This window comes from Wenzhouxiangella sp. XN79A, assembly GCF_012272825.1.
GTDB lineage: Bacteria > Pseudomonadota > Gammaproteobacteria > Xanthomonadales > Wenzhouxiangellaceae.
Window position 1 is genome coordinate 95,870 of record NZ_JAAWWS010000125.1, and the last position, 23,998, is coordinate 119,867.

General features: G+C 63.1%; 20 protein-coding genes and 1 CRISPR repeat array. Of the genes, 4 read left to right on the forward strand and 16 right to left on the reverse strand.

The window, feature by feature from the left end; all coding sequences use genetic code 11:
- The first annotated feature begins 146 nt into the window (after positions 1–146).
- Both HFP89_RS01795 and HFP89_RS01800 read left to right on the forward strand, forming a co-directional pair.
- Positions 147–611, forward strand: coding sequence for a type II toxin-antitoxin system VapC family toxin (locus HFP89_RS01795; RefSeq protein WP_206212175.1), 465 nt, complete (start codon positions 147–149; stop codon positions 609–611).
- Positions 608–826 carry a type II toxin-antitoxin system Phd/YefM family antitoxin gene (locus HFP89_RS01800; protein ID WP_168715927.1) on the forward strand — a complete coding sequence of 73 codons (219 nt, stop codon included), beginning with the start codon at positions 608–610 and terminating at the stop codon, positions 824–826. The genes HFP89_RS01795 and HFP89_RS01800 overlap by 4 nt, the downstream gene beginning before the upstream one ends.
- 53 nt (positions 827–879) lie before the next feature.
- Here the strand turns inward: HFP89_RS01800 and HFP89_RS01805 are convergent, their stop codons facing one another.
- Positions 880–2,037 (reverse strand): DUF1887 family CARF protein, encoded by a 1,158-nt coding sequence (locus tag HFP89_RS01805; protein WP_168715928.1) that lies wholly within the window; start codon positions 2,035–2,037, stop codon positions 880–882.
- 210 nt (positions 2,038–2,247) lie between these two features.
- On the opposite strand from HFP89_RS01805, the gene HFP89_RS01810 reads away from it, so the two are divergent.
- Positions 2,248–2,523, forward strand: a complete 276-nt coding sequence (locus HFP89_RS01810) for a DUF1778 domain-containing protein (protein WP_168715929.1) — start codon at positions 2,248–2,250, stop codon at positions 2,521–2,523.
- A gap of 98 nt (positions 2,524–2,621) precedes the next feature.
- Positions 2,622–3,026, forward strand: a complete 405-nt coding sequence (locus HFP89_RS01815; RefSeq protein ID WP_206212176.1) for a GNAT family N-acetyltransferase — start codon at positions 2,622–2,624, stop codon at positions 3,024–3,026.
- Between the two features lie 85 nt (positions 3,027–3,111).
- On the opposite strand, the gene HFP89_RS01820 is transcribed toward HFP89_RS01815, so the two are convergent.
- The 15 genes from HFP89_RS01820 to HFP89_RS01890 all read right to left on the reverse strand — a co-directional run bounded on the left by HFP89_RS01820 (position 3,112) and on the right by HFP89_RS01890 (position 23,744).
- Positions 3,112–3,561, reverse strand: a complete 450-nt coding sequence (locus HFP89_RS01820; RefSeq protein ID WP_168715931.1) for a cyclic-phosphate processing receiver domain-containing protein — start codon at positions 3,559–3,561, stop codon at positions 3,112–3,114.
- Between the two features lie 180 nt (positions 3,562–3,741).
- The gene (locus HFP89_RS01825) at positions 3,742–4,146 is read right to left on the reverse strand and encodes a hypothetical protein (RefSeq protein ID WP_168715932.1); all 405 of its coding nucleotides are present in this window, start codon (positions 4,144–4,146) and stop codon (positions 3,742–3,744) included.
- Positions 4,121–4,672 (reverse strand): metallophosphoesterase family protein, encoded by a 552-nt coding sequence (locus HFP89_RS01830; RefSeq protein ID WP_168715933.1) that lies wholly within the window; start codon positions 4,670–4,672, stop codon positions 4,121–4,123. Before HFP89_RS01830 ends, HFP89_RS01825 begins: the two co-directional genes overlap by 26 nt.
- A 3-nt stretch (positions 4,673–4,675) precedes the next feature.
- On the reverse strand, positions 4,676–5,641 hold the full coding sequence (locus HFP89_RS01835) for a DUF4852 domain-containing protein (RefSeq protein ID WP_168715934.1): 966 nt from the start codon (positions 5,639–5,641) through the stop codon (positions 4,676–4,678).
- 275 nt (positions 5,642–5,916) lie between these two features.
- Positions 5,917–8,689: direct repeats of the CRISPR family, unit length 34 nt; unit sequence GTCTCAATGGCCTGTGCGGCCGAGCAGTCGCGAC.
- Between the two features lie 328 nt (positions 8,690–9,017).
- Positions 9,018–11,192, reverse strand: a complete 2,175-nt coding sequence (locus HFP89_RS01840; protein WP_168715935.1) for a TIGR03986 family CRISPR-associated RAMP protein — start codon at positions 11,190–11,192, stop codon at positions 9,018–9,020.
- The gene (locus tag HFP89_RS01845; protein WP_168715936.1) at positions 11,192–11,674 is read right to left on the reverse strand and encodes a hypothetical protein; all 483 of its coding nucleotides are present in this window, start codon (positions 11,672–11,674) and stop codon (positions 11,192–11,194) included. Before HFP89_RS01845 ends, HFP89_RS01840 begins: the two co-directional genes overlap by 1 nt.
- Positions 11,667–13,127 (reverse strand): RAMP superfamily CRISPR-associated protein, encoded by a 1,461-nt coding sequence (locus HFP89_RS01850; protein WP_168715937.1) that lies wholly within the window; start codon positions 13,125–13,127, stop codon positions 11,667–11,669. The genes HFP89_RS01845 and HFP89_RS01850 overlap by 8 nt, the downstream gene beginning before the upstream one ends.
- Positions 13,124–14,665: a hypothetical protein gene (locus HFP89_RS01855; protein ID WP_168715938.1), complete on the reverse strand. Its 1,542-nt coding sequence runs from the start codon at positions 14,663–14,665 to the stop codon at positions 13,124–13,126. Before HFP89_RS01855 ends, HFP89_RS01850 begins: the two co-directional genes overlap by 4 nt.
- Complete coding sequence (locus HFP89_RS01860; RefSeq protein ID WP_168715939.1) at positions 14,662–15,246, reverse strand: RAMP superfamily CRISPR-associated protein; 585 nt, start codon at positions 15,244–15,246, stop codon at positions 14,662–14,664. Before HFP89_RS01860 ends, HFP89_RS01855 begins: the two co-directional genes overlap by 4 nt.
- Before the next feature lie 11 nt (positions 15,247–15,257).
- Positions 15,258–16,877: a hypothetical protein gene (locus tag HFP89_RS01865; protein ID WP_168715940.1), complete on the reverse strand. Its 1,620-nt coding sequence runs from the start codon at positions 16,875–16,877 to the stop codon at positions 15,258–15,260.
- Positions 16,878–17,644: 767 nt separating this feature from the next.
- Positions 17,645–17,923, reverse strand: a complete 279-nt coding sequence (gene cas2 / locus HFP89_RS01870; RefSeq protein WP_168715941.1) for a CRISPR-associated endonuclease Cas2 — start codon at positions 17,921–17,923, stop codon at positions 17,645–17,647.
- A gap of 4 nt (positions 17,924–17,927) precedes the next feature.
- Positions 17,928–20,864: a CRISPR-associated endonuclease Cas1 gene (gene cas1, locus HFP89_RS01875; protein WP_168715942.1), complete on the reverse strand. Its 2,937-nt coding sequence runs from the start codon at positions 20,862–20,864 to the stop codon at positions 17,928–17,930.
- Between the two features lie 108 nt (positions 20,865–20,972).
- Entirely contained in the window at positions 20,973–22,808 is a 1,836-nt protein-coding gene (locus HFP89_RS01880; protein ID WP_168715943.1) for a hypothetical protein, read from the reverse strand.
- On the reverse strand, positions 22,805–23,122 hold the full coding sequence (locus tag HFP89_RS01885) for a DUF1874 domain-containing protein (protein WP_168715944.1): 318 nt from the start codon (positions 23,120–23,122) through the stop codon (positions 22,805–22,807). Before HFP89_RS01885 ends, HFP89_RS01880 begins: the two co-directional genes overlap by 4 nt.
- A 67-nt stretch (positions 23,123–23,189) precedes the next feature.
- A complete protein-coding gene (locus HFP89_RS01890) occupies positions 23,190–23,744 on the reverse strand; it encodes a hypothetical protein (protein WP_168715945.1) in 555 nt (184 codons plus the stop codon).
- Between the last annotated feature and the right edge of the window lie 254 nt (positions 23,745–23,998).

Here is a 23,998-nt window from a genome sequence, read left to right on the forward strand (position 1 = left end):
GGGATCGGCGAGCGGTCGCGGCTTCCTTCGTAAAGGAGGAGACGCCTGGAACCCCGAACCCTGTAACCCGAACCCCGAACCCCGAACCCCGAACCCCGAACCCCGAACCCCGAACCCCGAACCCCGAACCCCGAATCGGGAGACCGATGAAGGAAGCGGCGATGCCGATCGATGCCGTGGATGAACCGGGCTGCGAGTTGTACAATGGTGCAATGAAGCTTGTCGTCGACACCAGTGCGTTCCTGGCCGTGGTTCTTGGCGAAGAACGGCGCGCTGCGATTCTGGATACCACGCGCGGTGCCAACCTGTCGGCGCCGGACGTCCTGCCGTTCGAAGTCGGAAACGCGCTTTCAGCCATGGTCCGTCGCGGGCGGATCAGCGCCGAGCAGGCCGCCGTTGCCTGGCAGTCGTTCTCGACGATTCCGGTGCAATCCCGGCGTTGCGATATCGGCTCGGCACTCGAACTGGCGGCCGAGCAAGGAATCTATGCGTATGACGCGTATTTTCTGGAAACGGCAAGACGGCACCGCCTGCCGTTGTTGACCCTTGATCGAGGGATGCTCGAGTTGGCGCAACGCCTGGCCATCGATACGCTGGAGACCGATTCATGAAGAGCTATACCTATTCCCAGGCACGACAGAACCTCGCGCATCTGCTCGACCTGGCCAAGACCGAGGATGTGGAGATCCGCCGCCGGGACGGCAGCGTCTTCATCCTTCGCGCCAGGCAGCAAAGTGATCGATCACCGCTGGACGTACCCGCGGTCGACGCCGATATCGATATGGACGACATCCTCGACGCCGTTCGCGAATCCCGCGAACGCTGATCGCCCCCCAACCAGCCAACCCCAACGGACCAACGGACCAACGAATCAACGAACTAACCAGCCAACCACTCCCCCAGCCAGTCCCGAAAACCAATCAACCGCTCGGCGTCGAACACCGTCACGTCCTGCGCCCGCGCCCGCTTCACGATCAAGTCCGGCACCTCGCGCGCGCTCAGCAGCGCGGCATTGCCCGGCAGCGAACTGAGCCGGTCGGCGATGCTGTCGAGCTTGTAGAGGATCTGCGCGGTCGGGTCGCCGTCGCCCATCGTCGAGGTCTTGCACTCCACCGTCAGGGCCCGGTTGCGGTGCAGCACGAACAGGTCCAGCTCGTTGCGCGGCGCGATGCCCGGGCCGGCGTTCCAGGTCAGCTCCAGCCCGGCGTGCACGTGCTCGGCGTCCAGCTCCGAGGCCGTCAGCCAGGCGTACTCCTCCAGCCAGCCGCCGGCAACAAAGCGGCAGGCCTCGGCGCTGCGGAAGATCAGTTCCCGATCGCCGTCGTGATCCAGGACCCCGGCCTCGACCATGGCCGCGAGAGCCGCGCGCAGCGGCGAGGCCGGCGCTTTCGGCAGGTGCTGCTTCGGCTCGACCAGCGCTTCGCCGTCGCGGTCCACGGCCTGCGTGGCCAGGTAGTTCAGCGTGCCGAGCGCAGGACCCAGCGCCGCGCATTCCCGCGCGAGCAGGAGCGTCAACGCCCGCCGTGCCCCGACGCGCTGCTCGAACGCGGCCTCCTCGCTGACGGACCGACGAAGCGTCGCGCTGCAGGCCGCCAGGTAGTCGGCCGGCTCCAGCAGGCTCGGTACCTCCTCGAACGCGACCGGGCCGGGATCCACCCGCGCAGCATTGCGCCCCGCGTTCAGCAGCACCAGCACCTGGAACTCCCCGGCCCGCAGCAGGCCCTTGAGGAATCGCTGGCACGACAGCTCCCACGGCCCGCCACAATCCCCGAGCGCCAGCACGATCTCCGGCTCGCCGGCCGATTCCAGCAGCGGCGCCAGCGTCTCCATCAACACCGCCTCGTGATCGGCGCAGGCCCCGAATGACGGAAACGCCAGCGCGACGGTTTCCAGGCCGTGGGCGAGCAGCCGCTCGGTCAGCGCCTCGGCACGCCCGTGCCCGTCGACATCGGCCACGAACACCACGTCCGGCCGCAGGTGCAGCGGCAGCAGCAGATCGCGCAAGGGCTCGTCGGACGGAAAACAGAGCAGGTTCATGCTGCAAGCCTAGCCGACCGAAGCCGGCGAAACAGGGGCGCGCCCGTCGCGACACACCAGCGTGCAGCCCGACCGGCGGTTCCGCGTGGCTTTGACGGCGGAGTCCGAATCGTCGAACTCACCCCGGCCATCCTGAGGGACAGGCGGTCTCTTGACGCCGGACCCGTCTGGCCGTACATTGGCCGGACACCAGCAGCATTGCAGATTCCCATGACCACCAGAACCCGCCAGGAACGACTCGAATTCCGAACCACGTCCGCCGTCCGGAAGCTGGTCGAGCAGGCCGTACGCGAAACCGGCGGCAGCCTGACCGAGTTTGCCGAAGCCAGTCTGACTGCGGCGGCACAGCGCGTGCTGGCCGATCGGAACCGGTTCGCGCTGGACCCCGAGGCGCTCGCGGCCTGGGAGCGGATCAACGCGCGTCCTGCGCGGGAGCTTCCGGGCGTTCGCCGCTTGATGGACCGTCCCTCGCCGTTCAGCGAATGACGTATCGGGCGCCGGCCCCTCTCGAAGCCCGACACGAACTCGACGACTTCTCGTGCAGTTCGCCCGAACAGACCGATTGGCTACGGCGGCATGCCCGGATGTCCGTGGCCTCGGGAACGACCAGGGTCTTCGTCGTCACCCCGGTCGGGAGCGATCGGGCCGTCGCCTACTACGCATGGACCATGGTGCAGATCGAGACCGCCGCCGCGCCCGAGCGCTTGCGGAAGGGCGCCGGCCGGTATCCCCAGCCGGTCGCGCTGCTTGCGCGGCTGGGCGTCGATTCCGCCCATGAAGGCAAGGGCCTGGGCGCAGGCCTGCTGCAGGACGTCGTGCTGCGTGTCGCGGCCATCGGCGACGAGATCGGCTGCCGCGGCCTGCTCGTACATGCCGAATCCGAACCCGCCCGCGGGTTCTACCAGCACCTGATTCCCGAATTCGAACCCAGTCCCACCGATCCGCTGCACCTGGTGCTCCTGCTCAAGGACATCCGGCGTTCTCTCTGATCGATGGTGCGGTTCAGAATTCCGCTGGTCGAGCGGATCGAACCCATCGACCAAACCACCAACAACCAACCAACTCACCAACCCACTAGAAATTCGCTTCCCATTCTTCCCGCACAACCTCCAGCCACCGCCGAAGCCTGGCCCGAGTCAAGGCATCGAAGGGAATCCGAGTGACGTCGAAGCCGTGGTCGAGCAGGCAACGCGCCATTCTCCGCGCGCCGGGTGGATTCACGGAATGGATCAGGATCGGCACATCCCGATCGACTCGATGAACCAGCCGTTCGACCACCTGCAGCCCGCTCAGCTGTTGCTCCAATGCCATGGCCACGGATTGGTCGAGGTCGTGATCGAGCAGGATGCCGGCGAAGGTCCGGTCGCCGTCCAGTTCCAGCACCTTCAGCGCCCGCCCGGCGCTGCGAACGAAGGTCGGCCGGAACGGCGGCAGGATCCACTCCCGGAAACGGGAAATGCGCTCATCGCAGTCCTCGACGACGAGCAGGCGGCAGACGTCCGGTTCGATTCGGCGGTGTGGCATGAGACAAGCCGTTCGGGTCCGATCAATGAACGTGGCGGCCGCCGGGATTTTTCAGTCGATTGGAGCGTGGTGCGCGAAGAATGCGTGGCACGCGTTGGCCAACACATCGGCCGGTTTCAGTTCGGTCGCTCTTGGCGCTACGGGGGTAAAAGGGTCCGGTTGCCCCAACGGCCTCATGTTTCAGATCCGAACTCTACGCACGACCGGTTCCTCTCCCAGCTCGACCTCCAGTACCCACGGGCGATCCAGCCGGTGATCGTTGCCGACCGCCGCACACTGCGTCCGTCCGATCCGTTCGACGAAGGAGCCAGAGAGATCCACGGTTTCGTGGATATGCCCGTGCAGGCCGAACAGGGGCTGCCGCTGCTCGATGAAGGCCCGGAGCCCCCGCGAACCCACGTGTCGATGGCCGTGAGCCACGTCGCAGACCGTCCCATACGGCGGTGCATGGGTGACCAGTACGGCCCTGGCCATCGGTAGGCCTGCGGTCAAGGCATGCAGCTGCTCTTCGATCGACGTCCGCTGCAGCATTTCCGAGAGCGAGTGCGGCACCAGGTCGTCACCGACGCTCACCACGCCGTCCATCCGCGTATCCGCGCGCGCGCTGTAATCCCGGTCCGTGCGCTGGTCTCGACGTTCCCAGCACTTGTAGCGAAACGGCGTCGACGGCACCGATGAATAGCCGACGATGGCGAAGTCGGCTTCTGTGAGGACCCGGGTCCCGATCGATCAAGCGGAACGGCGCGCCGGCCCGCTGCGCTGCGACGACGAAATCCCGGTTCGAGCGGAAATCGTTGTTGCCGAGAATCAGCATCACCTGTAGCCGCTGCGGGTTCACGACGCGACGGAGCAGCGGGAACAGGTCTTCGGCAAGAAACGCCCGCTGTTGTGCCGGCGTGCGCCGCTTGGGATCCTTGGGCGTCAGGTCGCCGCCGAAGACGACAAGCTCGATGCCGCGATCCAGCGCGTAGCCGAGAACGTATTCGAATTGCCCGAGGTTTCCGTGCAGGTCGGCGCAGAACACCATGCGTTCGGCCGCTGCGCCGGGAGGGCCCGACGCAGTGGTGATGGCCGTGGAGGCCACGGCTTCATCGCGATCAGGGTCGCGCATGGCCTACGGGCGACCCCCTTCAGCGGGGGTGTAGGGCAGGCCCTGGATGCGCCAGCACAGCCGATCTTCGTCCAGCACGTTGGTGCACCGCAGCGCCAGTTGCCGCCGGCGTTCGATCAGCCGCTGGCACTGCGTGTAGCCGAAATCGCTGACGCAGGGGCTGGCCACCTGCATACGCTCGAAGGCCGTCCAGTTTTCCAGATCGTAGTGCGCGACCAGTGCCTCCAGGTGCTCGCGCGAACTCCAGGCCCGCGCCCAGGGGTCGGCAATCAGTCGGTCGTCGATTTCGGTCAGGCTACGCGGTTCCGGGTCGTGATCCTCGAAGGCAGAGCCGGCCTGCAGACGCGCCAGCTCCGTGTTGCCTTCTCGTAATCGGATCACGGCGCTTCCGGCATGCACGTTCAGTGCGCGATAGACCGTCAGGCCTTGCCCGCCGCCGAAATCGCGCTGCTCCGACGACAGGGGCCGCACCACGAAGCGAAGCACCACGCGCTTGTCCCCGCCAAGCCGCTCCAGCAATGCCCGGGCGGCGTCGGGCGCCATCTCCAGCTGACGGAACTCACCGGAGTTGACGATATGAACGGCGAGGGCCGGTCCGTAGATGCCCCGGGTGCCTCGAGGCGAGTAGTAGGTGCTTTCGTGGATGCCTTCGAGCGGGAATGCGTTTGCGGCGAAGTCGTACTCACCGATACGGGCGCTGACGTTGGTGGTGAAACGATCGTTCTGCTCGACCGCATGCACGATGAGCGAGTACGGCGACAGTTGCTCATCGAGAAAGGCGCGCCGATCGAACTCGTTCTCGAAGCGCGACGAGGACGAGGCGAGGATCATCGAGCGCAGCGGCAGCGGCTCTTCGGCCAATTGGAAGTAGAGGATCGCGGCCGACTCGCCGGTCAGCGGCATCTCGCTTTCGGCGAAAGCCGGCCCGGCAAGCAGACAGGACAACAGAAACAACCTGAACAGGTTCATGGATTTCTCCCGGTTTCGATGTGGATGAGACCGTCACTGGAGATGCCGGAACCGTGTGAAGGGGCCGAGAGACGATGTGATCTGCAACGCAGACAACACGCTTCGGTTCTTCACTCCGGACCGGGATTTCCGGGTGACGCATCAACAACGCACCGGGGGCGGATTTTTCAAGGCGGTAGGCAGATCGCTGATTCGGAAAGAACAGCCGCCGCCGCGGCCTTGAGCCTGACGTGCAGCCGCGGTTGGAGAGGAAAGAGAGAGTGAACCGTTGGTGGTTTTCAATGGCCTGAACGGCCAAGCGGCTTCAACTTTGTATGAGGACCTATAAAGCTGACGCAGGAAGTTTCAATGGCCTGAACGGCCAAGCGGCTTCAACACGGGCTTTACATGCCCTCTGGGCTGTCTGCTACGGTTTCAATGGCCTGTGCGGCGGAGCAGTCGCGACTTCAAGTCCGAAGGGACGGAAGTCTATTTCTACGACGCGTCTCAATGGCCTGTGCGGCCGAGCAGTCGCGACGGAGGCCCAGTTTTACAACATGTGGGTCACCAGAATGTCTCAATGGCCTGTGCGGCCGAGCAGTCGCGACTCGCCGCCCCGTTCCTTGTGGCGTTTCAGGGTGAGCGGGTCTCAATGGCCTGTGCGGCCGAGCAGTCGCGACCTGCAACAGCAGTTCCCGTCGCCAGGTACGCTGGAGTCTCAATGGCCTGTGCGGCCGAGCAGTCGCGACACGCTGGACCTTTACCTGATCCAGCTTCGTCAGGGCCCGTCTCAATGGCCTGTGCGGCCGAGCAGTCGCGACGTGGGGCTAGCGATCACGCCGTTCGTTGCCGAATGGCAGTCTCAATGGCCTGTGCGGCCGAGCAGTCGCGACAAAAGTAGTCCCCACCAATATGGTGCACATTGTGCGTCTCAATGGCCTGTGCGGCCGAGCAGTCGCGACAAACTTCATCTTGATGAGCCAGCTTCTATTTTCGTCTCAATGGCCTGTGCGGCCGAGCAGTCGCGACTCGGGCTGGTCTAGCCATGGTTACGGCCATGGGGGGGTCTCAATGGCCTGTGCGGCCGAGCAGTCGCGACTGAGGGTTTTGCCAAGGTGCTGAAGCGCACCATGAAGTCTCAATGGCCTGTGCGGCCGAGCAGTCGCGACACTCAGAACTGAAAACCCTCCTGGCTTCGGCCAAGGTCTCAATGGCCTGTGCGGCCGAGCAGTCGCGACCGTCGCCCGGAAGAGCTGGCAATCGCTGCACTCCTCCGTCTCAATGGCCTGTGCGGCCGAGCAGTCGCGACCTTCTTCCTTGCGGGTGATGCTTTTTAACGCAACTGTATCTCAATGGCCTGTGCGGCCGAGCAGTCGCGACACGATTTTGAAGCGTTGCAGGATATCGCGCGTGAAGCCCTGTCTCAATGGCCTGTGCGGCCGAGCAGTCGCGACAATCTTGACTTGACCCTTAGAAAATTCGACCGAGTCAGTCTCAATGGCCTGTGCGGCCGAGCAGTCGCGACCCCCAGGACGCTCCTGGATCTGCGGGAACTGCAAGGTCTCAATGGCCTGTGCGGCCGAGCAGTCGCGACTGTCGACATCGGTCGACGCGAGAATGGTGAGCGCAAGTCTCAATGGCCTGTGCGGCCGAGCAGTCGCGACATGCCCGGCATCGTTAACTGGACCGAGCGGAAGCAAGTCTCAATGGCCTGTGCGGCCGAGCAGTCGCGACCTGAGGTAACTTGGGATGCCGAGGTGGCGGGAGAAGGTCTCAATGGCCTGTGCGGCCGAGCAGTCGCGACAGACTGAGCCGCTTTCGGCGGAGACCCTCCGCAGGCTGTCTCAATGGCCTGTGCGGCCGAGCAGTCGCGACCCGCATTAAAAACTATTGGACGAACGCACACCACGGCGTCTCAATGGCCTGTGCGGCCGAGCAGTCGCGACTTCCACTACGCATCGACCTGAATAGCCGCATCGAGTCTTAATGGCCTGTGCGGCCGAGCAGTCGCGACTGGAGGAAGACCATGCCAACGCAGACCTGCATGTCTCAATGGCCTGTGCGGCCGAGCAGTCGCGACCCTAGAAATCATAAACTTTAAATTCGGCACCTCCCTCAAGTCTCAATGGCCTGTGCGGCCGAGCAGTCGCGACGGTGCTTTACTGTTGAGGAGCCGGATGGGGCGCAGAGTCTCAATGGCCTGTGCGGCCGAGCAGTCGCGACGTGTGGAACACATCGATGAAAAAGGTGCGGGCTACCTGTCTCAATGGCCTGTGCGGCCGAGCAGTCGCGACAGTGGCCAACGCCTTGCTCCAGCACGCCAGCACAAAGTCTCAATGGCCTGTGCGGCCGAGCAGTCGCGACGCGGCGATGCTGCAGATCTGCCCCACAACATCGTCCGAAAGTCTCAATGGCCTGTGCGGCCGAGCAGTCGCGACTTTGTGCCAGTGATCGCGGTGTCGGCCGCCTTGTTGGTCTCAATGGCCTGTGCGGCCGAGCAGTCGCGACGTTGGAGCATAAGGGCGATATCAAAATCTGCCGCGTCTCAATGGCCTGTGCGGCCGAGCAGTCGCGACCAGAAATGGAAGTCGCACGCCAGCGGGCTTATCGGGTCTCAATGGCCTGTGCGGCCGAGCAGTCGCGACAACTAATCATGGCTAACATGAAGAACCGCAAGATGCGTCTCAATGGCCTGTGCGGCCGAGCAGTCGCGACCTTCGACCTTTGCGGCCACTCAAGCCGCGGCCGAGATGAGTCTCAATGGCCTGTGCGGCCGAGCAGTCGCGACTCTTCCAGAAGGTGGAGAACTCTCGGGGCGTGCTTGGTCTCAATGGCCTGTGCGGCCGAGCAGTCGCGACCTGTGGGCGGCGTGACTTTCCAAGTCACCGGTGACGGTCTCAATGGCCTGTGCGGCCGAGCAGTCGCGACCAGCGGGGCTTTAAGGCCGCCACGGTCATTGACCAAGGTCTCAATGGCCTGTGCGGCCGAGCAGTCGCGACTGTTCGCAATCGTAATTACGGTTGGCGGATTCTAAGGTCTCAATGGCCTGTGCGGCCGAGCAGTCGCGACTGCAGTGTCAATAGTAGTTTCAAAATCAGTGTGTTGCAAGCCGCCAGCGCCGATGTCCTGATGTATCGCCTGAATTCGCGCCTTCGACGGCCAGCCCGCCTGACCTGAACGTTCCAGGTCATTGATTTTATTGTGATCGCCGGCGATTTCTCGCGCTGATTCGAAAGTCGCGGCATAAGTCATTGAGAATACGCAACGAACGTGTGCACTGGCATCTCGGGATGCCGAAGCATGTAATGGTCGGCGCGGTGAAAGGAGTAGGCCCAATGACCGGATGGCGCGGATGGGGCCCCCGGAGCGTCCCGCCATGGAACCCGAGTACATCGATTTACCATCCGTAGATCGCTTTGGCTTTCTTGACTGCGCCTCCGGGCATGTCGAACACGCCAGCGCGGTTCCAGTAGTTCTTGATGGCTTGATGGATTTCCTGCTTTTCAGCACCCTCGTCGAGCTCGGCCCAGGCCTGGGCCAGAACACGACCCCTGAGGACGGCTTCCTCCGGTGCATTATTGGACTTCGATAGCGTTGGAACCATTTCGTCGATCCATGGGTGACCGTAGCCCGTTTCGATCTTCGACAGGTTCGCCAGCGCCTCCGGGGTTGCCTCCGCATAGTTCGGAAGGACCAGCGCTGCTTGATTTTTGCCGCCTTTGACGTCTTGATAGGCTTTGGGTGTTCCCATGTACTCTAGCCGGGCCCCTGTGGTTTCCTGGTATTCGGTTGCGGCCCCGGGGCAGGCCATTGCCAACAGGTTGGTCAACTGCGGAGTCTGCTCCCAATGGCTGACGTCGGTGGTTGTCGAGTTCGAGCGGGGACGGTTCTTCTCCATCAGACTCTCGAACAATGTGATCAGTTCTTCGAATCGCGGTTCATCGAGTGTCTGTTCCTCCTTGTCAGGATCATTCGGCCAGAGCTTCGAGGCGCTGTGGTCGATGTTCAACGCAACCTGCCCGAATCCGAACGGTTTACCCATGCCCAGAGAGTGATTCAACTCCTTTCGCCCACCCCAGGTCATCACCCATAGCAACGCGCCCAGTTCCTCCGGTTTGAGGTTGTGGCAGAGGATACGACCGCTGAATTGCACTCCTTCGGCAAGCGGTTCGAGCACGACCTGGACGTCCGGCTTGGATTTCTCGGGAGGATCCTGGACACGCACCATGCTTCCGGGCCTTGCCGGATAGCGTTTGAATCCTCGGATTCTCGGTGCGCGACTGCCTTTCAGCGTCTTGTAGGTCTGGTAGGTGCCACCGTTCAATCGGCTGTTGTCGTGGCTGTTCTGTTGTACATAAGCAGGATAGAACCCCGGTTTCGGGCTGCTGAGAACGGTCGGCGATTGGAGTTGTGTGCTTGCGTCGCCGACCAGAACGGCGGTCTCCACACTCACACGCCCGCGGAGGCTATCAAGTTCGCCGTCACCGGCCGCTCCGAACAGGAGGTCGGCGAGATCATATTCGTGCTCGGTTCCCGGCGGAAGTCGGTGATCGGAATTGCTATGATCAATGGTCTCGCCGATGCTGAATTCATACGGCAGACGATACATCTGTGCCAATCCGAACGAGTCCGCCGCCGACTCGCTGCCCAGGTAGAACACGGGAACGTAGCGTTCTCGGCGCCAGTACTCCCATTCCGGACTGCTGTCGTGGACTTGGAGGAACTCGCGCCAGACGTGCTCTTCCACGGGGAAGCTTTCGAGCGGTTCTGCCGGGTCTTCGTAGAAAACGAATTCCATGTGCTTCTTTCCCGGTTTCCCGCGCTCCCGTTTCGCCGGCTGGCCGGTAAAAACAAGCGTTCCCCAGATCGGACCATCGCCCAGGGACCTGGCCTTGCGGTAGACCAGTGTCTTTCCGCCTGAATGCGCGTGCTCTTCTTCCGCTTCCGGCTGAAACCACAATTCAAGCTCGCATCCGGATTCTGCCCATTTCTCGTACTTGAATCGGCTATCCGGCTTCCTCGGAAATTCCCTCCAGATCTCGTCCCCCGAGAACGATGCCAGATCATCATGGTCGACCCTTGCATACTGGCAAGGAGTGATTCTTGCCGCGCCGGTCTCATCGAGTTCCAGCCAGCCGCTCCGCACTCTTGGTTTGTATTTCTTATGACCGATCTGCGCCGACATGAGCTCGCCGTAGAAGGAGCGGGCCTTGTTCGTCAGATCCCGAACGCTCAATGCGCGGTCATCGACGAAGCGCATCCGTCCGAACGCGGCGATCTCCAGGACCGCCCGTAGCATCCCCTTCAGGCTGGAGCCGGGGATCGCGTAGCTCTGCTGGCCGTTGCCCAACTGGAACGGGTGGACCTGCTGCGGCTGTTTTCCATTCAGTGGTGTCCGTGGTCCGCCAACGAGCAGAGGGCTTCGAGCGCGCAGTGTGTAGTGAATCTCCGCATTCAGGCCGTCTTCGAAGGGCACATCGTGCGATGCCTCTTTCCACCATTCGGGCACGTATACCTCTTCATGGAGCGGAACGAAATTGTATGGACTCGAAAGAACCTTGATCGTGGACATCATGATCTCCCAGGGTCGGTCTCGATGGAGGTCAGCATGGCGCCGACCTGGACGCATCCGTGCTCCGCGTCCAGGGTCCAGTATCTGCGGTAGTGAAGGGCCGCGTCCGCCGGATCGCGGAGCAGGTGAGTGACTCGATCCCACAGGCCGGAAGCCCCATCGTCGTGCGCCAGGACAATCACTCGCCAGCCATACGCCGGCAGGTGTTCGATCCGGGCGGATCGGCGGTCTTCGAGCACCAGGTCGGCGGCAAGCAGATGGCCCCACGCGTCGTCGATCTCGGGAAAGCCTTCGACAAAGGCGCCTTGCCAGCTCTGGAAGAGGAGCCAGCCACATTCAGGTCTTGAATCCCGCAGGTGCGCCAAGGCGTCCTGGCTCGAGGCGAAATCGCGAGTTTCCTCGCGCCGGAAACTTCCTGTCTGCATTTCAGGCAGTCCGAGCTTCGTAGCGATGGCCTTGTAATCGTCAATGAGCTCAGCCATCTTCAGCCTCCTTTGTTGAGCCGGCGGGTGCGAGCCAGTCGGTCAGCGTTCCGGTCATCGTTCCGTTGAAGAAACCGTTTCCGGATGTGGTCCGCGAGCCCAGTGCAAGCCGTCCTTCGAGCAGGTCCCGGACGGCCAGCGCCATGGCCTGGCGTATCCGTTCCAATTCCTCCTCGCTTTCGGCCGCCCGTTCGAGCCGCTTGTAGTCAAGCGCGAGGGGGATCTCGAATTCTCCGCCGATCAAGCACTCCTCTTCAAACAGCACTCGATCGCGCACGCCGCCGGTGAAGCGGTCGATCGAGTTGTGCATCACACGCTGTCGCGCAGGCTGTTCGGGGTCGAGAAATACGTCGTCCAGATACACGCAGCCCGCCTGACCCTGATCCTGACCGGAAACCACACCGAACAGCGCATCGGATTCCGGGCAGACCGGATCGACCAGCGCGCCGTTCTCGGTCCGGGAATGGTTCGCCCAGCGGCCCGCCAGGCGGTGGGCGTGAAACCGGAAGCGGTGGGCCAGTGCACCCTTGAGCGCGCTCGCCGGTACGAGGAGCTCTCGGTCGGACTCGCGACCGCTCGAGCCGTCCCACCGAACGCGGGATTCGGTGACCGGCAGGAAATCCGCCGGCTTCCGCTCGTCGCCAGGATCCGGCGTTCCCTGACCGATGCGCCATGGGCCAACGGCCTTCAGGTGAAGCGTGGCGTTGAGCCACGTATTCTCCGAGTCACGGGCGGTCATCCCTTGACGCTCCTCGAGCTGCCCGGTATCGCCGACGCTCGAGCTCAGCTTTCTGTAGCATTCGGCGTCCTTGGGATCCTTCAGATCGAAAGAACGCTCGTGCAGCCTCCGGCAGGCAACCTTGCCGAGTCCCGCGCGCGTACCGCCGCCCAGGCGAAGACCGGGATGCGCCAGCAGCGACAGCAGTTGGGTCCATTCGGCGTCAGTGGCGCCATCCATCGACAGCTCGAAGGCAAATCGATAGCCGGCCGGTACGACGGATCGGTCGAACTTCCCACGGTGCGCGGCCGCACCCTTGTGCGTCAGGCGAACGCGGTTGCGAAAGACCGGGTCGTCAGACAGCGCAGCGGCTGCGGCCAGCAACGGGTCGGAATTCAATCGGGTCCGATCTTCACCGAGCAAGAGCCCCTCCACGGGTTTGTGCTGACTGTCGAGCAGGACCGCCCACGAGGCCGAAACGCTCGACTTCTTCGCTTCCTTCTGGCGTTGAAATCCGAACAGGGAATCGGCCGATTCCTCGTCGAAGGAATCCAGCCACAAGTGACGCAACACGCCGACAAGGCTGCTGGCGGGTATGGCCGGAAGCCCGTTCGCGTCGGTCACCACGTCCGTGTCGAATACGCCGTCCGGGCTCCCGGTGCTGATCGATAGCGGCGTCAGGGCTTCGAGCACGACGCGGGCGATCCGGACGATCGGTTTTCGGTGGCTGCTCATGATCGACCTCCTTCACCGGTCCTCTGCGAAGAAACGGAGACTTGCGAGAGCATGCGACGAGCCAGCCGGCGGACCAGCGCGGCATACTCGCGGTCGTCGAGCTCAACGATCCGCTTGTTCTCGGATTCTCGTCGCAGCGCCTTGGCCAGCGCCTCGGCCAAGGTCTCCCAAGTGCCATCGGCATTGCGAAGCTCCTCGCGCCAACCTTCCGCAGAGGGCTTGACGCAGGCCTTTTCGCCCTCGAACAGGCGGGCGAAGAGGCGCTCCCCCGGTGTGTGGCGCGCCGCTTCGAGGACCGTGCCCCACTGCGCCTTCGAGGGCCCGAACCACTGGTCGGAGGCAACGCCCGCCAGCCGTCTTGCCCGCTCGATCTGGGTCATGAAGTGCTCGGACATCTGCTCTGCGAGGCGGTCGATCTCGATGTCCCGAACCCCGGTTCGCGACTCCAGCCAGGCGATCAGCGGATCGTCCGGGCGTTTCGCATCAGGTACTTCCGACGAGGCAATGGAGTCCTTGAAGACGAGCCGCTCCTGTGTCAATACGTCCGGATTGATCAGGACCTGCCCAAGCCCGCACTCCCGATGGCACCCGACGCCGGCCGCAAGCGTCTCCAGCGCGGTCGTGTCGAGTGATTGGCAGAGCTTGAACGTGATCACGCTGCCGGCATTGATGACCGCGCGCTCACAACCGTAGCCGTTGCGATACTGGTTCCACATCGAGTAGCGCCGCGTGCGAAGCCAGGTGCGCTTCCAGTCGATTTCGCCCTCGCCGAGCCCCAGCCGTTGCGGACGGGGCTCGAGCGTGGGTTGGCCGTCCTCATCGACAAGCGCGAGGTCCGAGACCAGGAGCAGATGGAGCTCCGAGGTCGTCGGGCCGGGCCTCGTCGCCGCCTCGGTCTCGATTCTTTCGATCTGCACGCAGCCGTACTCGGCCGAGCGGGAACGGCCCAGCAGACGTTCTCCGGCCAGGCTGTCGACGACGGTCTGCATCGCGGATTCCAGATCATCGTCGCACTGCAGCTCGGCCAGAAATTGCTGTCCCCTCGAGAGGCTGGCATAACCGAACAGCTGTGCCTCGGCGGCGCGCCCCGTTTCCGGCGCGATCGCGGTTTTCAGTCGCAGGCTGGTCTGCGGCTTGAGCCAGCGGCCGTCGTCCAGTACATAGCCCTTGCGCAGCTGGACCGGCTGCCTCGCCGCATCCGGTCGCGCATGGAGGAGGTTTAACACGCGATCCGGCTCCAGAAGGTTCGACTCGGGTTGCAAAGGATCCGCACCCTTGTAGTGGTGCCAGCTGAGCGGCATCGGGAGCGCCCGCGACGTGCCGCAACAGGGCAAGCCCTCGCCGAATCGGAAGCGACCGCTGTGGAAGATCGCAAACGACTGGTCTGCGTCCAGTTCCCCGTAGATCCGCGCCGCCGCCGCGCCCAGCAGGGCCTGCCCCGGAATGCGATCGAGCGCCTTGTGGCCGCCAGCGGTCGCGGTGCTTGCGCTGAATACGCAATCCTCGAGCAAGGTGATTCTGAGTGCCTGCCGAATCATTCCGTTGCCTCCAGTGCCAGTCGAGCCCGCCCCAGGCCGCGACTCCTGTAGGCGCCTACGGCCCGAATCAAAGGCAGTGCGGCTTCGAGTCGTTCGAGCCACTCGACTGGTTCTGCGCCTGCGTTCATGATCGTCATAATGGGGGCTTCCAGCTTCAGCGGGACGACGACTTCCATGCCTCGAAGGCTGCGTCGGAGCGCCGAACCGGTCTCGGGTGAAATTGCCGTACTGTGTAGGCTCCGGAACAGCGCAGGGACGAGTTTGCGCCCCGCCTCGGACTCGGCCAGGTAGCGCTGCGTGGCCGCGGGCAAGACACCATCGCCCACGCGAAGAAAGCCGGCCCGGGAATCCGCTCCGTGGGTCTCGGTACGCGTGCCGAACAGTCGCTCCGTATCGCCTCGTGCGAAGCCTTCCCATTGCCAGGATTCCGCGCAGGAGACGGCTTCACGCAGCAGGCCTTTCAGGTGCCGCCCCGGCACCACGGGCAGCCCCGAAGCATCGCGATGGATGACCGCATCCACCACGGAGCCGCCTCCTCGGCCGCCGCCGCAGTGCCAGAAGCCCAGGAAATCGATCGTCAAGCGTGCCCCCGTCATCCTGCTTCCTCCTCTGCTGGCGAATTTTCGGCCGTCGGCCGCGCAACGGCCATCAGCGCCACCGCATCACCCAGCGGGCTGCGACCGCCCTCGTCGCCCCGCTCGTAGGGCAATGCAAGCGTGGATGGGACCATGCCTTCACCCAGCAACATCAAGCGCCCCAGCAACGCGTCGAAGGCCTGGAGATGGCGCGCGTTCTTCTCGTCGCCGGCCATCACTTCGCGCCAGCGCCGGTAGCGTGTGCGGGCCTGGACCGGATCGCAGCCCATCAAGCCCAGGAGCTGCCGGGTCGGGCCGCGCGCCATGGATTCGGACTGCAGAAGCTCCTGGAGCTCGATGAGCGCATCGAGATCGGGCAGGCGCGACGACGGGTTGCCCAGCGCGTAGGTCCCGAGGCTCTGGATGAAATCATGACCATCCCAGTGATGGGTCAACTCGCGCGCCAGCACGTCCCGGTAGTCGTCGACCAGCGAGGTCGTCACACGATGGAAGACCACGCTGCTCACCGAAGCACCCTCGGCGCTAGCGCGCGCATCTCTCTTGGCCCTTTGGATCAGATCCTCGACCAGGTCGAGCGCCATGTGAAAAGGCTGGCTGGCGCGCATGCAGACGAGGCCGGCACCGATCGTCAGCTTGTCGGGCAGATCCTCGAGGCCGGTCTTGCGGAGCCGCTTCATCGCGCAGCGGCTCGCGGACTCGAAGGCCGAAACGAAGGCTTGGAGGAACGGCAAGGCCAGGTCGGCCCGGACCAGGAAGGTCAGGTCGTCGCCACCGACGACGACCGGGCGCGCCGGCAAGATGCCGCGGTCGCTCCGGTTCGGGGCCAGCACGTTCGCGACCGCCTGTTGAACCGCCGTTTCGGTGGTCTCCCGGATTTCGCCCGAAAGCGTCTCGAACACCTTCATGAAGTCCTCCGGCGTGGCCGTCACGGCTTCACGCGCGCGGCGGAGCAACTCGCCGAAGCCGTTCCCATCGGCATGCACCAGCGCGATGGTCCGGTCTTCGCCCACGAACGGGAAACCGCCCTCGTCGTCGGCCTCGAGGCTGCGTGGCCAGTTTCGCCAGGTCAGGTCCATGTTCCTGGGGCCGATCCGATCCATCAGCTGCATCGTGCTCAGGTCGGCGCTGGCGGCTTTCGCCCGCGTTGCCGCATCCGCCGGCTCGCCCGAGCGCTTGTCCAACGAAACTGCGGGAAGGCCGCTTCGCGGCGAGCGCAGGGCGACCGGAGCGGCCAGGGGGCGCGTCACGACAACGAAGGACGTATTGGCGCGTAGACGCCGCCGGGCGTCATCGAACGCGTTCAGTGGGTTTTCGCCCGTGCCTCGGGCGTGGTCGAACTGCAGGCCCGGCGCGCTCTGTTGCACCACCAGGCTCCATAGCTGCATCAGCGCGTCGAGTCCCTCGGGGGACTCGGAAAAAGCGTAGAACGCCCCACCGGCGCGGCGGGAGAAGCGGATCGTCTCTCCCGGATCGACCCGGGCGAGTACTTCATCGAGCAATTTGCCGGTGAGGCTCTCGATCAGTTCGCTGCCGCCGACCAGATCCCGCAGACGGCCCGATTCGAGCAGAAAGGTCTGGATCGACTTGGCCTCGAAGAGATAGGCATGATGTTTCATTCTTGAATCCTTGTCCTCGCATCCATTCCAGGCGCTTCGCTCGAAAGCGTCTGCTGGATCACCCAACGCGCGCCGCTCTGCCGGTGCTGCGAATTCCCGAGCCCTGCTGAAGCATCAACATCGCATGCCGGACCCTCGCGCTTCAAGCGGGTTTGTATCCGGCCAAGAGCCGGCAACGGCCGGAGCCCGAAGATGCCAAGCCATTGGCGGCGAATCCTGATCGCCGAGAAGTCAACGCCCGACCTCGAAGAATTTTTCAAGAAGAGTCGCGCGGCAGCTGCGGTGTCTGCGCAAGCGCTGCGACTCGATCGAAGAGCCGCGCATTCCCGAAATGGCCTGAGTGGCCGAGCTGCCGCGACTCTTCAGAAAGGTGGTGCCAACCAATATGGTGCACATGTCTCAATGGCCTGTGCGGCCAAGCTGCCGCAACAGCCCTAAAAATACTACCGATTGATTCAGATGCTCGCAAGACCTCGGCGCCGATGTGCTGGGCGTTTGTCCGAAAATTCCCGGAAAGCGGGTTTTTGGGGTGGTCGAAAGAAGCCAAGCGATTGATTTCATTTCGATCGCCGGCGACTGATCAGCTACTGCTGCCGAAGTCGGAGATAGGCCAATGAAAAGCCGGTCATTGTGATTTGGCGCCCTCGGAATGAATGCTTTCCAAAGCAGAACGGCGCTGATCACTGTGGTCCTTCGCTCTGTTCGCGCCTGCGCAGGCGCTGCCGATCGCGCAGTTTGCGACGCGGGGTCCTGATCCTCCACCGTACTCACAGCACGACGACCGCCGGACAATGACGCATCGGCGCACCGTCCAGCTCGCCGCTCTGCTTGCGTGTGTTCTGGTCGAAGCAATAGATTCGCACGCTGTCGCCCTCTTCGCGGATCCCCCCGAGTTCGCCGCAGAGCCTGTCGTAGTCCCTCCGATTCTTGCAAGCGACCTCGAAGACCGAATACTGAACCCGCCGACCCCATCGCTTGAGGCAGGCTGCCACGCGATTGCGGCGCCGATCGTCCTCGATGTCGTAGCAGATCAGGTAATAGCGCATCGCTTTATTTGAGGCGCGTCGCCTCGAAGGCCTGCTTCCTGTTCGAGAGACTCCCCGACAGACGAACGGCTTGCTGGTAGATGTGCTCGTGACCGCTCATGGACGTTCCGTTCGCATTGGTCATCGCACCCGACAGTCTCCGGGCCAGACTCATGAGATAGGCCTTTCGTCCTTGATGGCCGATTCTGCATGCCCCCTCGTCGTTTTGCAGGAAATCCGATTCGCACAGGCGCCGCCGGTTGATCTGTGCCAGGGCGGTGCTCTCGACAAGGTGGCGGAACGGCTCCATCATGTCGGACGCAAGTGCGGCATGCCGGCCACGGGGCTGATGGTAAAACCCGTGATCGGGCAGCAGACCGGCCATGCGGATCAACGTTTCCGTATGGGTGTAGAGTAGGGTGTAACCCAACGAGAGCAGCGCATTGAAGGGATCCCTCGGCGGCCGCCGATTACGGCCGTTGAACGCCGGCCAGTCCGGAAGAAGGGCTGCCAGTGACTGGAAGTACTCACGTGTTGCGCTACCCTCGATGCCCCGCAACGACTCGAGTGAACTGGCTTCGATGGCAGTTTCCTCCTTGTTCTTGAAGCGCCTGAGTGTGCGTTGGCCGACACCGCGGCGGCGGAGGACCTGGCTCTGGTGGTGCAGGCGAGACGCGACGAGTTCCCGCGCCACTGTCACTACGTAATTCTCGTCCTTGCAGGTCTCGAGCTGCGTCAGCCATAGCGCCCGCTCGTTGTCGTCGGCCTCGCCAATAAGGCGGCCTTTGAGTCGTCCGAAGGCATCGGTGAAGTGCACGGGAACCCGGTGCTCCATGGCGCGCAGCAGCGCCGCCTGAGTGATTCGCTGGTAGCCGATCATGAGCAAAGCTCCGATCTGGGGCCAGGGCGCGATCATTCGGGCGGGACGGTCTTCGTGCTGGCTCCAGAGCTGACCCTCGCGAGTGAACAGGGCGCAGCCCGGTTCACTGATGATCACCACCGTGCCGGTGTGAACGGCTTCGCCGGTTGCGTCGTCAGCGGCCGCTTCGTGCTTCGGTTCGTGCGCCACGGGCGCATCTCCGGTTTCCTGCGGTTCAGTGGCTGAACTGTGCGCCCACCAGCCATCCGAATTGCTTGGGTCCTGCGGTGTTTTGGAGCGGGGGGACTTGCGGGTTTCGATCGCGAGGTCATTGAGGAATCGATAGCCGAGAAACTTCAGGCCGTCGGAGAAACGTGCGACCCGACTCTGGTCCGCATTCAGCTCCAGCCCCTTTTCCTGAAGCGATGCCGACACCACGTCTCGGGCGCGCTCGGCGTCGGCTCGCGACGTGCAGGGCACGACGAAATCATCGGCAAACCGCACCGGGGAGAACCCTGCGGCCCTCAGGTCGTTGTCGAAATCGTCGAGCACGAGATTGGCCAGCAGCGGACTCAGCGGTGAACCCTGGGGAAGCCCGCCCCGTACGATCAGCCGACCGTCGTACCTCACCGGGGCGGCGGCCCACTGCATGATCTGGTCGATCGCGGGGTCATCCGGTAGCAGGCTCATCAGGCGGTTGTAGACAAGCACGGGATCGACGGCGTCGAAGAAGTTGTCGATATCCGACTCGAAGAACCAGCCGTGGCCTTCCCTCACCAGCCGTTGAATCAGATCGCGAGCCTGCCTGCGGCTGCGACCGGGTCGATATCCGAACGAATGTGCGTACAGGATGGGCTCGATCACTTCGTTCAGTGCCTGGGCCACCGCGCGCTGAAGAACGCGGTCCAGAAGCGGAGGGATCGCGAGTGCGCGTCGGCCTCCCGAGGGCTTCTCGATCACCACCCCTTTCAGGTTCGGGGTCTCGTAAGAGCCTGACAAGATGCGCTTCGAATGGTCCGAGAGCGCCGTGTGCTGATCGGCGTCGTTAGGCAGTGTGGACAGCGCCGCCTCCAGCTCCCGATCGAACGCCGACTTGCGCTTGTTGTCACGGATGGCTCGCCAGGCCATGTCGAGGTTGCTCGTCTCGAAAGCAGAACGCAGCAGGCTCGCGCTGCGCTCGGGCAGGCGACCACTCCGTTCACCGGACGTCCCTTCGAGTCGGTAGCGCCCCAGGCCGAATCCCCTGCGCTGCCCGATTCCGAGATACTGGCCGAGTATCAGCCAGAGCCATACGGTGCGGCCATCCTCACCCCTGATTCGGAGCCAGCTGATTCCGCCGAGTCCATAGACCGGCTTCTGGCCGCCTTGCCTGTCCGTCTGCTCCGTGCCATGCCAGAAGAGATCCGAATCGATGAACTCGAGCGACGCTTCGGGTGCCGGTAACGGATTCTCGAAGCCGAGCCGCCGTCGAAGGCCGTCGATGCTTTGTCTCAGACGTTCGAGAAGCAGCGGCCCATCGATCTCCGAACCGTCGCGGCAGAATCGGCCAAGCCCCTTCTTCGGGCGCGAATCCTTCGGTTTGAGGAGCTGAAGCGGGCCGAGCAGGCGAAGATAGACTTCATCCTGTACGGACCAGAGCCGCGCTTCGGCGTCGATCTCTTCGAAGGTGAGCGCGCTGAGTTCATGCGCCGCTGCGATGCGATTTTCCTTTCTGAACCCATCGCTGACTCGCTTGCAGTGCCATCGCGGTCCGAAGGCACGGCCGTCGAGCTCCTGGGCGGTCCTTGTGAAGGCGCCCTGAATGAGCCTTTGCAACGCTGCCAATCCTCCCGGCAGGCTGTACACGACGAACGAGTATTCGTCTCCTTTTTCGAAGCGGGTCACACCATCATCGCTCGCATGGAACCAGAGTTCCGGGGGGAGATTTCCGCCCAGGAGGGTTTTCAGGTAACCGGCCAGTGATGGTGCGTGGTAGGGATTGACCCGGGTCCGGTGATCGAATTGCATCGTGAAGCAGGCGGCATAGAGCTTGGGCAACGCTTCTCTGCAAGCCTTACGGGCAGTGAGCCGATGCGCGGATTCACCACAGATTGCTTCAGGCATGCGTCAGCTCCGTCACGGCGTTCGATGTGGCAATTCTCGGGGCGGTTCGGCCTGCGGCGTGGGGCGCAATGGCGAAACCGCCGCATTCGGGGCGAGAGGTGGCTTTGATCATGAAATCAGGAACCGGATGTCGTGATAGCGCATGTCGAAGCCGTAGACCGTGAATTCGTTCGTGTCGACGTACTGGCTGGTGGCATGACTGAAGGTCGTCGCGAAAACCGCTGCCATGGTGGTCGGCTTGAGACCGCCGGTGAAGTCGATCGCGATCTCGTCTTCCGGGTGCTCGCTCAAGTGCCGGATGATGTCCACGATTGCCTGACTGCACTGCTCGTAGTCGAGGAAATCGATTCCCAAAGCCCCCGGCTGACGGATGGCATCGTCGAGCCGGACCAGTTCCGCTGGCCTCCTGCGTTCGAGTTCCGGCAGGAATACGGAAAACAGAGGAAGGTCGGATTGCAATCCGTAGTAGCGCCTGAACAGCACTTCGAACAACCAGGCAAACTGTTCGATGGCTTCGAAACTTCCTGACCGCTTCCCGTCCTTCGTTTGCGACTCGGAGAAGACGCAGGTCATTTCCTGCATCGTTGGTGAGTTCAACGAACGCGACGACGCTTCGGTGCCGAGGCCGAGATTGTGCTCCGCCGAGATGACCGGCATCAGCCATTTGGCCCTGATGCCTGTGAGCGTCTGATAGGCCTTGATCAGGTCGCTCAGCATCGAGTTCCTGCCAACCGGCTGACGGTGCATCCTCCAGACTTCTCCGAGGAGGTGAACGGCCAGCAGTTCAAGCTCGAGGTTGGATGAACTCTTCAGGTCATTCAACGAGGTTTTCTCGTCATCAAGAGAGCTTTTGTCGAGCCTCTTGTGGAGTCGGAGAAACACGCTTTGCAGGGGTTCAGATCCTTGTTGGGCAAAGCCCTCCGATAGCTCTTGCTGCAGCGCGTAGAGAACGATCACCAGTGCATCGGCAAAATCCGCAGGGAGTTCGGGCGTGTCCTCGGGCATGCTGGAGTGGGACGTCCATTCGCGGAACGCCCGAATGAGCGCTTCCGCGATATCGGCGTGGCCATCGAAACGTGCCTGCACGTGGTCTTCGAACTTGTCGAACGCATAACCTCTTTCGAAGGGTTTTGAAGCGACCTGGTCGGAGATGAAACAGATGAGGTGTCTCCGGGGCGGCGGCTTCTCGTCCGAACTGAAGTTCTGCGGAATCGCATAGGACCAGACCAGCTGGAACAGCAGGTAGCCCCAGCTAAGCGCCAGAAACAGCAACACCGATGCGGGCGGAATGTGAACCGAAGTGAACCATGAGGTTGCCACGAGCACAATGCCGATGGCAGATAAGCTCATGACAAGCCAATACCTCCAAGGTTTTCGTCGATTCTTGATGGAGATTCCCAGAGCTCCGACCAGTACACCGATGAAGAGTGCGGAAACGGCGATGCTGAAGCGGTCGGACAGATGTTGCAGTGATCCGTGATCGCCCATAAGCCACTGCTCGAGGCCGGCCGAGCTCCATCCGAGGGTGATTGCGAAAATCAGGAGAGCGAGCGATAGCCAGAGTTTCTTCCAGGCATTCAATGTCGGAGTTGCGTCGGCAGAATCGCGTTGTTTCCGTTTTCGGTCGCGGCCCTGCACCCACGTCGAGAGGACCCAGGCGAGCACGAATAGCGCGACGATCGTTGCCGACAGGCCCAGCGCCGTCATCGACCATCGCTGGATGACCGCGTCGGTACGCTCCACGGTGACGGTAAGGGGTTCGAGCAGTAGACGCTCGTCCCTTGGCCCGAAGAAAGTGTGCAGAAGGGAAGCGCCGAGCCAGTCAACGGCGATAATGAAGATCGTGGTCGTGCCGACGACCATGACCATCCACAGATCGGCGCTGGATTTGGCGAATCGGGATTTGTGTTTTCCGTGCTTTCCGGGCGAATTCCTGTCTGTCATACGACACGCTCCAGAATGGCCAGTTCGTAGCCGACTTCTTCCAGTTGCTGTTTCGACGAGATGTCCTGCGGCGGTACGCGTTGAAGAAGCCGAAAGACGATCGCGCGGTCACCCGTCTCCATTTGCACGGAGATTCGTTGGTGCTCGATGTGATGGCCGAGCAGGTCACTCAGAATCTCTGCGGTTGACGAATGTCCGATGGCCGAGACAAACCCTTCGGTCATGAGCTTTCCTGCGCTGTCGGGTGAGACCGGACCCTGAAATTCGTAAGTCCCATAGGAAGTCAGGACTGGAGAGTTGAGCAGGTAGATCATCGTTCGTTATCTCCCGAGAGTTCTTGAGTAAACATTTGGCCGATGCCTGGACGCATCCAAGCCGCATCTACAACCGCACCGGACAGATCGCCCAATCCGTATCCGGCGCGCCGCGGTACTTGAGCGCGGCCATGCGGATCGTCCGCTCCAGCCCCCAGTTGCCGAGGCCCGGTCCGAACGCCTGCAGGTAGACCTCCACGGTGCGGCGTTCCAGCCGAGCGGTGGTGAAGCGTGGTTCCTCGAAGGCGCGGGCGTCGAAGTTGACGTCGTAGGGATTCTGGCCGGCCAGGCCGGTGGTGATGGTGGTTTTCCAGAGTCCGTCTTCGACGAGCAGGGGCGTCGGCAGGCGGCCGGCTTGCCACTCGCCGTCGGCGGGGCCGGCGGCGACGGCGCGGACGACCGAACCGATGCGGGAGGTGTAGATCAGGCGGCGCTCGATCCACAGGCGCGAGCCCAGGCGCTCGGCGCCCAGCGGGATGTCGGGGTTGTAGAAGCCGCGTACGTTGGCGCAGGACGGGAGGTCGGCGCCCGTGTGCGTGGCGCATCCGGACAGCGCGATGGCCGCGCAGAATGCGGCGGCGACAAGGCTGGAACGTGATCGGGCCCCCGACGCTTCGTGCACGCCGCCCCCTTTCGTTCGTCGGTGTTCGCTGATCGTTATACAGATTCCGGAATGCCGGGGCAAGGGTCGGCGCCCGGAGCACCGAGTCGCGTTGTCTTCGGTTCTTCGCAGCGGTCCATGGAACGGAGTGGAGCAGCGCGTGGCTCCGGGTCGCGGCGATCGCCGGTTCCGATCAATGCGGTCGACCGGATGTGGCGCTGCGCGATGTTCGTATCCGGCCTGCGAGCGATCGAGGTGGACGGTCGCCGTCTCAC